We start from the raw sequence: 14,733 nt of genomic DNA, 5'->3' as shown, positions 1-14,733 counted from the left end.
CAATACCGTTTACTTACGGTGGTGGTAGGGACTGCGCAGCGAGGACACGGGGTCGGCGGTCGATGCGTGGTGCGCCTCGGTGGTGTGGGTGTTTGACGTGAAATACGGACATCTTCCGTTTGACGACGCGGGGGTTTGCTCGGTGGGTTCGGATGGGCAGTAGTTCGCGGACGACTTCTGCTGTGACGCGGCGGTGGGCGTCGGTGTGGGTGTCAGGGGGAAAAACCCGGGTGGCTCGTCGTGCTGCGGCGAGCGGCCCGTAGGGTCCGGGTGAACGAAATCCTGTCTGGATCTCGTCCGGAATGGTCTGCTATGGAATGCATTACAGATCTGATGGCGTAGTGCACGCAGAGATGTCCGTAAACTTCTTGGAGGACGCCGTCGGAGGTTTTCGATCGTAGGACCACCCTTGGTCCGCGCTGGTGGGTTTTCAGCTCGTCGAATGCGGTCTCGATTTCCCATCGTTGGGCATACAGTTCGGCGACCTCGTCGGCGGGTGCGTCCTGCGGGTCGGTGATCGTAGTCAGCAGGCGGTAGGTGCGTTGCTCGACGTCGTCGATCGCAGTGTCGGTGCTCGTATCGGGATCGGTGGTGCCGAGGGTGTATTCGATGACGCGGACCGCGACACCGTCGCGGTCGTTGCGGCGTGCGGTCGTGCCAGGATAGATGTGTGAGGCGAAAGATCCATCGGCGTAGCGTGTCTCGACGGGCAGTATCGCGTTCGACTTCATTCGCCACACCAGATCGGCTCCGGTCCCGGCGCATCGATTCCACAGGGAGTAGCTGAAGAAGCCGCGGTCGGCCAGTACCAGCATTCCCGCTGTCATCGATGTGGTCACCGATTGGGCGAGGGTCTGCTCGCCCTGTTTGTACGGCCCCAGTGCCACGTCGATGATCGCGTGCGAGCCACACTCGGCCAGTCCCAGGACGCGAACCTGTGGGAATGCCCCACCACGTCCACCGCCACGCGAGGACGGTGGTCGACCGAAATACTCCACATTCACTGCGGTGTCGGGTACATCCAAAGTCAACCCGTCGATACTGGTCAACTGCCATCGACGATAGAAATCGCCTGCGACATTGCGATCAGCCAACGGTTGAGCAACTCTGGCGTACAACATCTTCAGTGCCTCGGACCCCAACCGTCTGCGAGCCTGAAACAGTGCCGCTTTCGTCGGAACCGTCCACTGGTGCGACCAACCAGAGGCCCACTCGAGACCTGCAACCAACTTGCGGATGACCTCCTCGTACGAATCGGAGGAGAACAATCCCAGTGCCAGAACGTAATACACCACCACTCGCGCCGGCAACAATCGCGACCGCTGCTCCACTCGGCCACACTCGACCAACACCTCGTCGACCACATCCGGTGGAAACACCCGCGTCAACACACCCAACGAAATATGGTCCGTCAACCGCTGAGAATCATCTGGTTTCACCCATCCCACACGTGGCATGACTCAAAGAATAACACCCCTGTCATTCTAAGTAAACGGTATTGCACCTAGCCTCGACTTTGCGTGTGCAAACTGGCCGTTGACCCCTTAAAACGACCCGCGCACGATGTGGAACAGGTCGTGAACGCTCTCTGAACTCAGTCTTTAAGGGGCACAACGTGGAAGTACATCTGACCGCTGCGCACTGGGTCTATCTCGCGGGAATCATCGTCATTCTCGCCACCATGATGATGCGAAAGAACATCGTCGTTCCTGCAGTACTCGGCACATTTCTGACCGCATTCGTATTCTCCGGCAGTCTCGTCACAGGGCTGGCCGCAATCTTCAACGGTAGCTTGACCGCTGCAAGAGAACTCTTCAACATCTTCCTGATCATCTCGCTCGTGACGGCCATGCTCGGTGCCTTGCGTCAGATGGGCGCCGACCGCCTGATGGTGGCGCCCTTCCGTCGGGTCATGCGCGGGGGTACGAGCAGTTTCTTGGTGCTTGCTGCAGTCACCTACGTCATCTCGCTGTTCTTCTGGCCGACCCCGGCAGTACCGCTGATCGGCGCAGTGCTGATCCCCGTCGCCATCCGCGCCGGCCTGTCCCCGATGGCGGTGGGCATGGCGATTGCGATCTGTGGCCAAGGGATGGCGTTGTCCTCGGATTACATCATCAAGGTGGCACCCGGGTTGTCCGCCAAGTCGGCGGGCGTGGATCCCGATGTGGTGGCCGATCGGGCGCTGGTGATGTCCTTGATCGTCGGATTCACGGCACTGACCATCACATACTTCATGCAGCGCAAGAACAATCGCACTCCCTCCCCGGATCTGCTGACGGAGTGGGAAGAGAAGGTAGATCACGACTTCGGGCCCAACGAGGGCGAGAAGACCGACACCGATACTTCCGGGTCGGCGGGAACGGGCGGCGCTCCGGCTCCCGTATCACCTACCGGGTCACCCACGCTCGGCGGCGAATCCGCCCTCGTCGGTGCCAGTTCCGTAGTCGCCGTCGGAGTCGCAGTCGAGACACCCCCACCACCACCCGTCCGCCCATCCATGCGGGAGGCCGTCGACGAAACATTCGCGAGCATCCGCGCGGCTCGCACGTTCGCGTTCCTGGTCCCCACCGCGTACCTGGCCTTCATCATCTACCTGCTCGTCGGCAAGTTCACCGATCTGGTCCCCGAGCTCAAGGGTGGCGACGCCGCAGCGATGGTCGGCGGAATCGCAGCCCTGCTGCTCTTTGCCGCTGCCGCAACGAACGACAGGAAGGGATTCCTGGAATCGACGTCGGAGCATCTCGTCGACGGACTCGTATTCGCCTTCAAGGCAATGGGAATCGTGCTCCCGATCGCCGGCTTCTTCTTCATCGGCAACGGCGACTTCTCGGCCGCGATTCTCGGGATGCCCAGCGACGCGACAGGCCCGACTCTACTGTTCGACCTCGTGAACTCGGCCCAATCGCATCTGCCGCAGAACACCTTCGTGACCTCGTACGGCATTCTGCTCATCGGAATGATCGCGGGTCTGGAAGGGTCCGGATTCAGTGGGCTGCCACTGACGGGTTCACTGTCCGGAGCGCTCGGACCCGCTGTCGGCATGGATCCTGCCACCCTTGCCGCCATCGGTCAGATGGGCAACATCTGGTCCGGCGGAGGCACCCTCGTAGCGTGGTCGTCGCTCATCGCCGTTGCCGGGTTCGCCCGCGTACCGGTACTCGAACTGGCTCGTAAACTCTTCATCCCCGTGGTCAGCGGGCTTGCACTGTCGACGTTCGTTGCAGTGCTGATCTTCTAGATTCTGTACGGAGAATCGCAAAGTCACTGTGCACAGTGACTACCACTGCGGGCGTGCACAGTCTTCATTGACCGATCCGTGAAAGTTGGGGAAGCTAAGGCTCAGCCGGGGCTCGTGAACCCCGCCCAGAGTTACCGACTTCCCCGTTCTACACCTGGCCCAGTTCGATGTAGGGCACCGAATCCCCACCCCGAGAGCGAGACGGTTATGCAGCTTGACACCGATCGTGCATCACTGGACGAGATCGAAAGAACTCCCACGCTCAGGTCTCTACCCAAGAAGACCCGCCGTGTCATGAACGCAGCGGCACTGGGATTCTACGTCGACGTCATCGACATCTACCTTCCCACTGTGGTTTTGGCCCCGGCCATCGTCTTCTTCGCCCCGCCCGGCACCAGTCTCGCGTCGAGCACCACCATGTTCTACATCATCTTCGCCGCTACCTTGATCGCTCGACCGTTCGGAGCCGTCGTGTTCGGCCACATTGCCGACACGGTGGGGCGTCGACGCTCGGTGTCGATTGCGATTCCGTGTGTGGCGATAGCGACGTTGGCGATGGCGGTACTTCCGGGTTACGCCAGCCTCGGCATCGGCGCCTACGTGATGATGCTGATCATTCGATTCGTGGGCGGCTTCTTCATGGGCGGCGCCACTGCGGGCCTGCCGGCGTTGGCGATGGAGTCGTCACCGAAGCACCTGCGCGGCGCTGTCGGCGCCTACACCAACATCGGCTATCCGCTCGGCGCTGCCACGATCTCTGTTGCGGCGGCAGTCCTGCTGCACTACCTGCCCGCAAATGGAATCGGTTCCGCCTACGTCCAGTGGGGTTGGCGGATACCTTTCGTTCTCGGTGCCCTCGCAACGTTCGGCTTCCTGATCTACTTCCGTCGAGTAGCTGCCGAGTCTTTGCCCGTCGACACCGAAGCCAAGGCCACGACGCGTCGGCACCGCCCCCTCGCGGAACTCACCAAGGGCCGAAATCGCCGCTCGCTGATCCAGATTCTCGTCATGATGTCCGGAGTGTGGCTGGGCTTCCACGCGATCTCCTCCGCGGTTCCCGGGGTGCTGGTCAACTACCTCGGGCAATCGGCGTCCACCGTCAGTCAAGGTCTGGTTGCGGCCAACGTAGTTCTCGCGTTGTGCTACTTCGGTTATGGAGCACTCGGGCAGCGCGTCGGCCGCAGGAAGGTACTCATGTGGGCCGGCGTATCGGTGACGACGGTGGCGGCCTCGCTCTACGCAGTCGCTCTGCTCAACGCCTCGAACGGTGGTTCCGGGCTGATCACGATGGCTTTGATCGGCGTCTGCATCATCCTGGTGGCGGGTATCTTTCCCGTGTCCGTCACCTACATCACCGAACGTTTCCCGACGAACGTGCGCGCCTCCGGGTTCGCCGTCGGATACTCGGTGGCGACCGTACTTCCGGCGCTCTACAGCTTCTACATGCTCGGCCTCGAAATCTGGGTGCCCTACTCGTACACCCCGGTCGTCCTCGTCGTCATCGCTGGTTGCCTGATCACCTATGGTGCCTGGCTCGGCCCGGAGACCCGGGATGTGGACATGGATGCAGTAGAACAGGATTGACCGGTAAGACCCTCGGTCACGAACCAACGAACTCAGGACGAGCCAGGGAGGCTGTTCAAAAGTGAATACCAACGCCGTGTGGACGATGTCCGCGCACGACATCGCCGAAGCGGTACGCCGACGAGACCTCAGCGCTCGTGAGGTCCTCGAATCCCACCTTGATCGCATCGAGAGCGTCAACGGCACCGTCAACGCTCTGCCAGTGTTATTGCTCGAGGAGTCCCGCGCCAGAGCCGACGAGATCGACGCGAGTGCAGAAGCTCCTACCGGGCTGCTGGCCGGGGTTCCTACCGTGGTCAAGATCAACACTGCTGTTGCTGGGCAACCGAATACGAACGGCTGCCCAAGCTTGACCGAGGTAGTCGAGAAGGAGGATTCCTGGGTAGTGGAGTCCCTGCGCCGGCAGGGCGCTGTTGTCGTCGGGATGTCGAACGCTCCGGAGTTCTCGCTTCGATGGCACACGGCCAATCCGCTGTACGGGGCCACCGTCAACCCGCACGTGCCCGACCGCGTGGCCGGGGGTTCATCCGGCGGCTCCGCTGCGGCCGTCGCCACCGGCATGGTGCCGCTGGCGCACGGCAACGATCAGGGTGGGTCACTGCGCCACCCCGCCTCGTGCTGCGGGGTGGTGGGGCTCCGGCCGACAATCGGGCTCAGCCCGACCGACGGTGCTCGAATGAGTTTCGGCGCAAAGCTCTTCGGTGTCGAAGGCGTGATCTCTCGCAACGTGAAAGACGCGGAGCTCGGCTTGCGCTCGATGCTGTCGGCCCGGCCCCGTGGATTCCCAGCACCTGATCTGCGTGACGATCCGCTGAGCTCGAAGCGGCTACGCATCGGAGTGATCGCGCAGCCTGCGGGCGCAGTGTCGCCGGAAGTGGCGTCGGCGATCGAGCGAGCCGGCACCGTGTTCGAGCGGTCCGGGGCGGAGGTGGTGCAGCTGGACCCGGAGTGGATTCGGGACTTGGAGCAGACCCGCGGATCGATCGTCTACCACGAGACCAAGGCCATGTGGACGGCCAAGCGCCAGTTGACCGATCAGGGGACGACGCTGCGTTCACTCGAGTACATGGAGAGCTACTTCTCCACTACCGGAGTTCTCAGCGACTATGTCAGCGCGTTGAATCGACTGACGGAACTCACTGCCCGCTGGCACGAATTCGCTGCCGACTACGACTCGATCCTCGGCCCGGTGAGCACTGAGCCGCCGTTCGAGGTCGAGATGGACACCGGCGGTGAAGTGCGTGCGCATCAGGTCATCGACTCCATGCGGTTCGTCACCGCGATTTCGGCGACGGGCTCCCCCGTCGTGTCGGCACCGGTAATGCACACCGCAGCGGGTCCGATCGGCATCCAAATCGTGGCTCCGCTGTGGCGGGACTACCAATGTCTGCAGATCGCAAACATATTGGAGCGGGAGATCGGCCCCGTTGTTCCGGTAGACCCGGTTTCCCTCTCGATCCCGCAGCCTGTCTGACCCGCAGCCTGTCTGAGCCTCGACCCTGCCGAGACAGTCTCTGCTCACGTCAGCTGATCAGGCGGCGGCAGTCCGGACTTGGTGAAGAAATGCGGCGGCGGCAGGAGAGGGGCCGTCGCTACTCCAGATCAGGTGTTCTGCTCGGCGTGCAGCGTCGTGGACGGGAATGGTGACGACGCCGGTGAGCTGCTGGGCGTAGGCCGATGGGAGCATGCCGATTCCGAGTTCCTGAGCGATGAGTCCGGTCATCAGGTGGGCATCGGTGACGTCGAAGGCTACGTCGCGGCTCAGACCAGCGGCCGCGAAGGCCTGATCTACTTGCGCCCTCCCCGGGGTCCCGGGGGGAAAGTCGACGAAGACTTGACCAGCCAGGTCATGCAGACTGAGTTCCTCGCTATCCGCGAGCGGGTGTGTCGCCGACATGACGACGACATGGTTGTCGTGGGCCAGAAGGTGTTGCGCGACTTCGGTTATCACCCGCTCGATCGGCAACCCGAGGAACGCGACGTCGAGCACTCCGGTGGCGACCCTGTCGACGAGGTCGTCGCTTCCTCCCATCACCAGGGTGATGCGCACCTGTGGGTGACGATCGTGGAACAAGCGCAGTGCAGCAGGCACGTCGACCGCACACACGGTGGGGATCACTCCGACCGATAGTCGGCCACGGACTTCTCCGGTCGCGGCGGCGACTTCGCTGCGCGCACGCTCGGCCGCGGCCAAGCATTGCCGGGCCGCCGGCAGAAACGCCGCTCCGGCGGCGGTCAGGCGCACTTGTCGACTGGTCCGATGAAAGAGTCGCGCGCCGAGTTCGGATTCCAAGCGCGCCACCTGATGACTCAGGGCGGACTGCACCACGAAGCACCGCTCGGCGGCCCGGGTGAAACTGGAGAGTTCGGCGACGGCGACGACGTACGAGAGTTGGCGGAGATCCATCTATCCATCATCAATCACGATCGATGACGTGACAAACATGTGTTGGACTCATGCTTGCGCTATCGCAACGATAAGGGCATGGCATCTACCCCCATCCCGCATTACTCCACTCGAGCGCACCGATGAGCGTGATCAAGACGACCATCCTCACCGCGATCGCGCCCGCGGTGTGGGGAACGACGTATCTCGTGACTTCCGAATATCTGCCCGCGGGTCATCCACTCTTCTCAGGCCTGGTCCGAGCTCTACCTGCTGGACTGCTCGCGATCGTATTGACTCGCACCCTGCCCACCGGAGCTTGGTGGCCGAAGGCGGCACTCCTGGGGGTGCTCAATATCGGCGCATTCTTTCCCCTGTTGTTCCTGACCGCTTACCGCTTACCTGGCGGGGTCGCCGCAACCTTGAACGCAACTCAACCGATCGTGGTCGCCATTCTGGCCGTGGCGCTGCTGAGTGAAGCCTTGTCGTGGTGGCGGTTGGGTTGGGGACTGATCGGAGTTCTCGGCGTGGCGCTGATCGTGCTGACCGGCAGCGCCACCCTGGACGGGGTCGGCCTCCTGGCAGGCATAGGCGCCGCTGCCTCCATGGCAACCGGCGTGACGTTGACCAAGCGTTGGGGCCGGCCTGAGGGCGTGGGAGCGATGGCCTTCGCGGGGTGGCAGCTGACCGCCGGCGGGCTGTTCCTGTTGCCGATCACTCTGCTCGTCGAGGGTGTCCCCGACACAATCACCCCGGCGGGGATCGGCGGATACGTCTGGCTCGGCTTGTTCGGTGGGTTGCTGACCTACACGCTGTGGTTCTCCGGCATCGGCCGGCTCCCGGTTACCTCCGCGGCGCTGCTCGGGCTACTTTCGCCGATCGTGGCCGCCGGCCTCGGTGTTGCATTGCTGGGGCAGCTTCTCAGCGGTGTTCAACTCGTCGGCTTCGCTCTCGCTTTGGCCGCCATTGCCGCCGGGCAGTTCAACCCGACCCGGCGCGCCAAGGCGGACCGATCCCGCCGGCCTATCGATCAGCTCACCGATACCTGACGCACCGACACATCACGTTGCGCATTGCTGGTGGGGTCAGCCAACCCTTCGACCTGGTAGACAGTGCCCAAATCCGGGGCACCCCGCTGAAGGAGCGTTCGAATCAACCTTCCCGGTTACGTTGCGCGCCTATGGTATCCGCGACGGCGCGGTACGTGTCCGGCGTGATGGGTGCTGGGGTTTCGCCGCTCAGCAACGATTCGAGACCGGCGCGGAGGTGATAGCCCCAGGCTGTGGTGCAGACGGTGTGGCATTCCAGTTCGGGTCGCAGGCCGCGGTGGGTGAAGGTGATGCGGGTTCCGGCGGGGTCCGGCGCGAACTCGAAAGCGACGAAGGTGCCGATCCACTCCTCCTGGTCGGAGGTACCGCCCGAGGGAACAACCATCCAGGTGAGGGTGTGGCCCGGGTGTGCCTCGATGACATCGAACTTGGAGTGGTGCAGCTTCGGGACGTCGAAGACGAACGTGTCACCGACCTTGGCGGAGGACCCGACGATCATTTCGTTCCACCAACTTTTCGGTGAAGCGGCAGCCTCGAATGCCTGGATCGGGCGAGCGGGGACAGTGAAGGTGGTCGTGAAATCGGAGGTCATAAGATCTTGCCTCTCCCTAGTTTTCGGTGGCGGTGAGTTCGGTTGCGTTCTGCATCTGCCAGACCTCGCTCGGCAGCGTCGTACCGGTTTCCAAGTAGGACTTGAGGTTTGCCAGCACGGTCGGCCAGCCCTGCGAGATGCCGTTAAGCATCTCCCTGCTTGGAACGTTCGTGTGGGTGACGGTCAACTTCACGGCGTCGACGACCGGTTCGATCTGATACGTCACCAATGAGCCTGCGTCGTCGAGTGCCTGTGCTGCGGGTTGGAAAGTGAACACCAGGCGATTCGGTCGATCGGACTCGAGGACTTTGCCCCAGATGTCGTAATGACCTGTCCGCCCGTCGAATCGGTGTGTCCACGAAGCTCCGACCTCCCAGCCGGAGACATTGGCCATCCCGCCCCAGTAGATAGTGGTGATGTCAGCGTCGGTAAGGGCCTCCCACACCTGCTCCGCCGACGCTCGAATGTAGGTGACGTACACGTAGTCGGGGAACTGTTCGGCTTCCTTCATGGCGTTGTCCTCTGCTCGTTGTTTGACGACGTCCAGGACGTCGAGGTGTGGACGATCGAAATCACGGATCCACCGGCGTTCGATGTCGTGAATCGGCTCGGGATTCAAGAAGTGTCGACGTTCGCGCCCCTTGCGGACGACAACGACCAGGTTGGCCGCGACCAGTAGATCGAGGTGCTTGGTCACGGACTGGCGAGCCATCGACATGCCCTCGCAGAGCTCTCCGAGCGTTTGCGCATTTTCACGTCGCAGAGCGTCCAGAAGTGCACGCCGGGTGGGATCGGCGAGTGCCTTGAAGACGGCATTGACATCGGGTTGCGGGAGCACCACTCCAATATGCAACCAAACAGCTGCATATGTCAAGAGGTATCTACCCGGCAGCTCGGACCAGCTCTATGCAGGCAGTTTCTGCAGTGTCAGCTTGGTTTGCTTGCGCACTTCACTGTCCGGATCGTCGAGGTACCGCTCAACCTTCGGCTTCACGCCGGCAGGCAGGGGCTTGTACCGACGCAGGTACTTGATGCCGAGGGCTCGTACGCTCGGGTCCTCGATTTCCCCGACGACGATCTCGAGGCCCTCGGGCCTCCTCTGCTTGATCAACCATTCCAAGATCGCTGCCCGCCCCGAACTCAACGACCGATCCACTGCGAGAGCCGCCATCCGGTCGTAGTCCGAGGGCACAGCGAGATGCAACAACGCATTACCCACCGCATGGCTGTTGATCGGCGGCAGCGGTGGGTTGAGGTAGAACTGCTCGAACAACACCGGCACAGCTTCGGTCCCGACGGCATCGACGGTGGTGAGGGCGCGAGCGAGATTCTCACGGAACTTGGCCAGGTCCTGTGGGTCGGTCATCGGCGTTCGCCCGTCGAGGTTCTTCAGCCAGTCGATCAGGAGCGGTATCAGCTCTGGGTATCGCACCTTGGTGTTGACCAGGTCAGGCAGGGTGCGGAACGGCAGCTTCGCCTGCTTGCTGATCCGGGTAATGTCGGCCGACAACATTTCGTGAGCTTTCAGTCGCTCAGGCGATGGCGCCATATTAATTCAAAGCCATTCTCTTGAGTACTATTTCACCGTTGTCGATCATAGTCTGCAAAGGACCGGAGATGACCGTTCGACTGTCTACGATCAGCTCCATCGTATATCCGTTCGCTTTCGCATACGTCGCCACATCCTTGATCTGCTGAGTTGCGCCAATAGTGTTGGTATTCTTTACTTCACGTACCACGTCGTTGATGTCGTCGATCTCGTCGGGAATCCTGGTTCGGCCGTTGATCTGAACCGAACGCTTGACAGTGTTCGGGTCGATTCCTGCCTTCAGTTCACCGATACGCCCCGCAAGGTTGTTCTTCTGTCCCTGTGTACTGGCCTGTTTCAGCTCCATCTGCAGGTAGCGCACAATCCGTGCGTTGCTTTTCGCGAGTGAACTTGACCGAAAGAAGCTCGAGATCTTGGTCGCCGCCCGCATGCCTTTGACCGCTGTGATGACGCCGGTGATCTTGCTTCCGAAGCGCGCAATCGTGGACGTAGCTTTAGCACCTGCCACAGCACCGCCGACGCCAAACGACACGAACGACGAGAGAATTCCGACTGCCGCGGTGACCGCCAACTCGATCGCGAGTTCATCCAATAGGTCACCGATTTGCGCGCGAACGTCCGCCAAATAGCTCTTGTGCGCTTCGGCGCTGTCACGAAGTGCACCGGCCAGATCTGCGTACTCGTCGACGAGGGAGTTGAGCTCTTCGAGATCCTCGACGACGATGTCGACTTCTTCGCTGTTGAGTTCGTCGAGCGTCGACGACGCTGAAAGCAGTCTTCCCCGATAGGTTCCGTCGTTGTCGCTCGCGACTCTGGCCCAAGCCGTGCTCGCAGTAGTGAGTTTGTCGGTGTCGCCGTTAGGAATTGGAACACCAATGTGTTGCAGCAGGCCGATTACTTCCGATAGACCGTCGCCTTCTCCTCCTGCTGACGGCGGCAGGGCGAAGCATGTGTTGAAGGGGGCGTCCCCCGGGTCTACCGGCGCTACAATCTCACCGTTGCCGTTTACGTTCGAGTCTGCTTCGGCTTGGGCGTGGTTCTTACCCATCTGAATCAGGACCCTGCCGTAAATATGTATAGCTGTGCCGAGGTTGCGGCCCATTGACTCGAAGTTCGCGGCTTGCTCGTCGTACGCCGAAGAAAATTCTTGACCGACGTCGTCGGTCCCGGCCATCGATCCGGTGTCGGCGAGAGCAGTCATGGTGTCGCTGTGCAGGGTCGACACCGCCGCGGCGACATCGAGAACTGCCTGAGCTGCGTTGTAGTAATTCTGCGGCCGGATGGTCTCTGCCATCGATCAGCGCCCCAACATGGAGATGTTCGTCGACTTAGCGGCCGAATAGTTGGCGTGCGCTGTGCGTGCAGCCAGCCGCATCTCCTCGACCTCGCCGTGCGCACGAGCGATGGCAGCTGTCCACCGCGATTGGCGTTCTTGGAATGCTTCGGAGCCCTCGCCGCCCCACACTTGGAGCAGCCGTTGAACGACGTCGGAATCGATGTCGGCAAGGGTGGTTTCGAGGGATGCGACGAATCCCGCGATCAATTCTGTGGTTTGGTCGAGTAGCTGCAGGTCGACTGTGTATCCGTCACGAGCGTCGGAGCTGATGCCGCCCGGAGAGCTCACAGCCTCAGGACCTTCGTCGATGTGAACGTCGACGCGTTCTCTGTCTCAGCCTGGTGGTAATCGCGCGCCGACTCACCGACCAGAGTTCCGATGTCGTGGAGGTCGTGGACGATCGCATCTATAGCCGTCTTCAGCTCCACCCAACTCTGCCCGTATGCATCGGCCGACCCACCCGTCCACACACGTCGTAGGTCATCGACGTCCCGGTCGAGACGCCCCAGATCGTCCGATATGTACGCCGAATACTTCTGCGCACTAACGGCAGCATCGATCTGAATCTCAGTGTCGATATATATTTCTTCCCCCACGCTGTACCCCCAAATTCAGCGAGTGTGGATCAATTCCACACGAGTGACGTACCTTTCGCGGCCTTCATCGGCCCCAGGTCGAACGTCTCAGGATCCGGCATGTCATACGCCAAGAGAATTTGTAGCGCATATTCACGATGCTCGAGCAGAATCTCCAACTGAGTGTCCGAGGTTCCGACGACCTGAACTGCAGACACGATGGCAAACGAGCGAACCCGGGTCTCCTCAGCCCGCAAGCCGTCGATCAGACGGTCTCTGATCGGAGTGTCCGAAGCGGAGTATTGATCCGACTCGGTTTGCGCTGCAGAGACCACACGGCGGCCGCCGTCACGATCGTTGACGACAGCGACGGGATCGAGACCCCAGTTTGCACTCAATCGTTCGGCAGCAATTTCGATCCCCACATCGAGCAGGTCATCGAAATCTGACTGGCATTCGGCGCTCGTCTGCTGACGCCACGTGGCCATGCATCCCCCTCGCATCTACCTGAGATGGTGTTCACCCTCGCGCCCCCAGCGCAACGGACGTGAGCTTAGCGCGTTCGATGACGCGGACACCCGCTGGGCGAGATTGCACGAAGTCACCAACTGGACGGTTGCCACGATTCGGTTGTAGATCACCAGAACTCTCACAACTAGCGCGATGATTGGCCGTTGGGAGTCATGAGACAACAGCAACGATCGGAACCCGCCACCTTTGCATGGACAGCCCTTCCTGGTGTGCAGGTAGGGCTGTCCATACAACTCGTTCGCTCCGTGCCGAAAGATCGGTTGTAACCCACACAGCTGGCTGCCACCGAAGAGCTGCACGATGAACAGTAGGCACCGACGTTGATCTCATGGAGAGCGGAAACAACTGCACGCCGTTGACGTTTGAAATATCCGCTACAACTTTCATCGACCATGATGCCGTCGGGCTTACCGGGAAGCGTGCTCAGCCTGTGTAGGTCGGCAGGTATCCGGCGTCGATGGCCTGCGCGAGTGAGGGTGCAGCTTTGTCTTTGTCGGAGAGCTGGTACTCGAGCGGTGAACCGTCGCGAGCAAGGGTGGGCCAGTCGATCGCCAGATCGGTATCGAGCGGATTCATGTCGCGATCCAAAGCCGGGGTGTACTCGATCGAGCACAGGTACATCACCGTCGAACCGTCTTCGAGCGACAAGATCGCATGCCCGAGGCCTTCCGGGAGATACACCGCACGACGGTCGACGTCGTCGATCAGCACGCTGTCCCACGTCCCGAATGTCGGCGACCCGACCCGCAGATCGACGATCACATCCAGAAACGCACCCTTGGTGCAGGTGACGTACTTCGCCTGGCCGGGAGGGGTGTCGGTGAAGTGGATACCGCGCAGCACCCCGGCGGCCGAGACCGAGCAGTTCGCCTGCGCCAACTCCAACGGCCGCCCGACGGCCTGTTCGAAGTCCGAAGATTTGAACCATTCGAAGAACACGCCGCGATCGTCACCGAACTGGCGTGGGGTGAATTCGAAGGCACCGGGGATTTTCAATTCACGAAAGCTCATCTGCAGATCCTCTACTTGCCGCGATCGACGAGGTCGAGCAGGTATTGCCCGTACCCGGATTTGACGAGCTTGGTTGCCCGTTCCCGCAGCTGATCGTCGGTGATGAATCCGCGACGCCACGATACTTCTTCCGGTGAACCAATTTTCAGGCCCTGCCGTTGCTCGATGGTGCGCACATAATTGGAAGCATCGAGTAGCGAATCGAAGGTGCCGGTATCGAGCCATGCCGTCCCTCGGGGCAGGACTTCCACGGCGAGACGCCCGGCATCGAGGTAGTGCCGGTTGACGTCGGTGATCTCGTATTCCCCGCGCGCCGACGGCTGAAGATCGCGGGCGATGGCGAGCACGTCGTTGTCGTAGAAGTACAGGCCGGGGACGGAGAAGTTCGACTTCGGGACCTTCGGCTTCTCTTCCAACGAGATCGCTTTGCCTGCGGCGTCGAATTCGATGACGCCGTAGGCGCTGGGATCTTTCACCTCGTACGCGAAGACTGCTGCGCCGTCGATGTCACCGAATCGGCCGAGTTGCGATCCCAGTCCGGGGCCGTAGAAGATGTTGTCGCCGAGCACCAAAGCGGCACTGTCGGAGCCGATGTGCTCCGCTCCGAGGACGAACGCTTGAGCGAGCCCGTTCGGCTCGTGCTGGACCTTGTAGGTCAGGTTGATGCCGAACTGGGAGCCGTCGCCGAGCAGACGTTGGAACTGCTGCGAATCCTGTTCGGTGGTGATGATCAGAATGTCGCGGATATTGGCCAAGATCAGCGTCGAGAGCGGGTAGTAGATCATCGGCTTGTCGTACACCGGCACCAACTGCTTGCTGATGCCCATCGTGATCGGATGAAGACGCGACCCGGTACCGCCCGCCAGAACAATTCCACGCATA

The 14,733-nt window shown here is 61.4% G+C and carries 15 protein-coding genes; 4 read left to right on the top strand and 11 right to left on the bottom strand.

The features are described from left to right. Positions 1–212: 212 nt before the first annotated feature. Positions 213–1,457: an IS4 family transposase gene (locus BJD99_RS15800; RefSeq protein ID WP_084347123.1), complete on the bottom strand. Its 1,245-nt coding sequence runs from the start codon at positions 1,455–1,457 to the stop codon at positions 213–215. Between the two features lie 158 nt (positions 1,458–1,615). Here BJD99_RS15800 and BJD99_RS15795 point away from each other — a divergent pair, with 158 nt between their 5' ends. The 3 genes from BJD99_RS15795 to BJD99_RS15785 all read left to right on the top strand — a co-directional run bounded on the left by BJD99_RS15795 (position 1,616) and on the right by BJD99_RS15785 (position 6,296). Beyond that, positions 1,616–3,238 carry a hypothetical protein gene (locus tag BJD99_RS15795; RefSeq protein ID WP_084348125.1) on the top strand — a complete coding sequence of 541 codons (1,623 nt, stop codon included), beginning with the start codon at positions 1,616–1,618 and terminating at the stop codon, positions 3,236–3,238. Between the two features lie 207 nt (positions 3,239–3,445). Next, positions 3,446–4,822, top strand: a complete 1,377-nt coding sequence (locus BJD99_RS15790; protein ID WP_084348124.1) for an MFS transporter — start codon at positions 3,446–3,448, stop codon at positions 4,820–4,822. A gap of 61 nt (positions 4,823–4,883) precedes the next feature. Then, positions 4,884–6,296: an amidase gene (locus tag BJD99_RS15785; RefSeq protein ID WP_084348123.1), complete on the top strand. Its 1,413-nt coding sequence runs from the start codon at positions 4,884–4,886 to the stop codon at positions 6,294–6,296. 57 nt (positions 6,297–6,353) lie between these two features. On the opposite strand, the gene BJD99_RS15780 is transcribed toward BJD99_RS15785, so the two are convergent. Further along, complete coding sequence (locus tag BJD99_RS15780) at positions 6,354–7,229, bottom strand: LysR family transcriptional regulator (protein ID WP_084348122.1); 876 nt, start codon at positions 7,227–7,229, stop codon at positions 6,354–6,356. A gap of 122 nt (positions 7,230–7,351) precedes the next feature. Between BJD99_RS15780 and BJD99_RS15775 the strand changes: the two genes are divergently transcribed. Next, complete coding sequence (locus BJD99_RS15775) at positions 7,352–8,257, top strand: EamA family transporter (protein ID WP_084348121.1); 906 nt, start codon at positions 7,352–7,354, stop codon at positions 8,255–8,257. 103 nt (positions 8,258–8,360) lie between these two features. Here the strand turns inward: BJD99_RS15775 and BJD99_RS15770 are convergent, their stop codons facing one another. The 9 genes from BJD99_RS15770 to rfbA form a co-directional block, all read right to left on the bottom strand. Further along, complete coding sequence (locus BJD99_RS15770) at positions 8,361–8,849, bottom strand: SRPBCC domain-containing protein (RefSeq protein WP_084348120.1); 489 nt, start codon at positions 8,847–8,849, stop codon at positions 8,361–8,363. 16 nt (positions 8,850–8,865) lie between these two features. Next, complete coding sequence (locus tag BJD99_RS15765; RefSeq protein ID WP_084348126.1) at positions 8,866–9,687, bottom strand: metalloregulator ArsR/SmtB family transcription factor; 822 nt, start codon at positions 9,685–9,687, stop codon at positions 8,866–8,868. 66 nt (positions 9,688–9,753) lie between these two features. Next, the gene (locus BJD99_RS15760; protein ID WP_084348119.1) at positions 9,754–10,398 is read right to left on the bottom strand and encodes a hypothetical protein; all 645 of its coding nucleotides are present in this window, start codon (positions 10,396–10,398) and stop codon (positions 9,754–9,756) included. Between the two features lies 1 nt (position 10,399). Next, positions 10,400–11,692, bottom strand: coding sequence for a putative toxin (locus BJD99_RS15755; protein WP_084348118.1), 1,293 nt, complete (start codon positions 11,690–11,692; stop codon positions 10,400–10,402). Positions 11,693–11,695: 3 nt separating this feature from the next. Next, positions 11,696–12,022: a WXG100 family type VII secretion target gene (locus tag BJD99_RS15750; protein ID WP_179142366.1), complete on the bottom strand. Its 327-nt coding sequence runs from the start codon at positions 12,020–12,022 to the stop codon at positions 11,696–11,698. After that, positions 12,019–12,330, bottom strand: a complete 312-nt coding sequence (locus BJD99_RS15745; RefSeq protein WP_179142365.1) for a WXG100 family type VII secretion target — start codon at positions 12,328–12,330, stop codon at positions 12,019–12,021. The genes BJD99_RS15750 and BJD99_RS15745 overlap by 4 nt, the downstream gene beginning before the upstream one ends. 29 nt (positions 12,331–12,359) lie before the next feature. Next, positions 12,360–12,797, bottom strand: coding sequence for a hypothetical protein (locus tag BJD99_RS15740; RefSeq protein ID WP_084348115.1), 438 nt, complete (start codon positions 12,795–12,797; stop codon positions 12,360–12,362). 466 nt (positions 12,798–13,263) lie between these two features. Next, complete coding sequence (locus BJD99_RS15735) at positions 13,264–13,851, bottom strand: dTDP-4-dehydrorhamnose 3,5-epimerase family protein (protein ID WP_084348114.1); 588 nt, start codon at positions 13,849–13,851, stop codon at positions 13,264–13,266. An 11-nt stretch (positions 13,852–13,862) separates the two neighbouring features. After that, complete coding sequence (rfbA, locus tag BJD99_RS15730) at positions 13,863–14,732, bottom strand: glucose-1-phosphate thymidylyltransferase RfbA (protein WP_084345248.1); 870 nt, start codon at positions 14,730–14,732, stop codon at positions 13,863–13,865. Between the last annotated feature and the right edge of the window lies 1 nt (position 14,733).

It is taken from the genome of Rhodococcus sp. 1163 (assembly GCF_002091985.1).
Classification (GTDB): Bacteria; Actinomycetota; Actinomycetes; order Mycobacteriales; family Mycobacteriaceae; genus Rhodococcoides.
Note: the sequence above shows the minus strand (reverse complement) of the source record. Positions and strands in the feature narration are given on the sequence as shown.

Bases quoted from the DNA above. Each gene is read 5' to 3' on its own strand.
- BJD99_RS15775 (WP_084348121.1), top strand. From the start codon at position 7,352: ATGAGCGTGATCAAGACGACCATCCTCACCGCGATCGCGCCCGCGGTG.
- rfbA (WP_084345248.1), bottom strand. From the start codon at position 14,732: ATGCGTGGAATTGTTCTGGCGGGCGGTACCGGGTCGCGTCTTCATCCG.
- BJD99_RS15800 (WP_084347123.1), bottom strand. From the start codon at position 1,457: ATGCCACGTGTGGGATGGGTGAAACCAGATGATTCTCAGCGGTTGACG.
- BJD99_RS15755 (WP_084348118.1), bottom strand. From the start codon at position 11,692: ATGGCAGAGACCATCCGGCCGCAGAATTACTACAACGCAGCTCAGGCA.
- BJD99_RS15770 (WP_084348120.1), bottom strand. From the start codon at position 8,849: ATGACCTCCGATTTCACGACCACCTTCACTGTCCCCGCTCGCCCGATC.
- BJD99_RS15735 (WP_084348114.1), bottom strand. From the start codon at position 13,851: ATGAGCTTTCGTGAATTGAAAATCCCCGGTGCCTTCGAATTCACCCCA.
- BJD99_RS15790 (WP_084348124.1), top strand. From the start codon at position 3,446: ATGCAGCTTGACACCGATCGTGCATCACTGGACGAGATCGAAAGAACT.
- BJD99_RS15760 (WP_084348119.1), bottom strand. From the start codon at position 10,398: ATGGCGCCATCGCCTGAGCGACTGAAAGCTCACGAAATGTTGTCGGCC.
- BJD99_RS15740 (WP_084348115.1), bottom strand. From the start codon at position 12,797: ATGGCCACGTGGCGTCAGCAGACGAGCGCCGAATGCCAGTCAGATTTC.
- BJD99_RS15780 (WP_084348122.1), bottom strand. From the start codon at position 7,229: ATGGATCTCCGCCAACTCTCGTACGTCGTCGCCGTCGCCGAACTCTCC.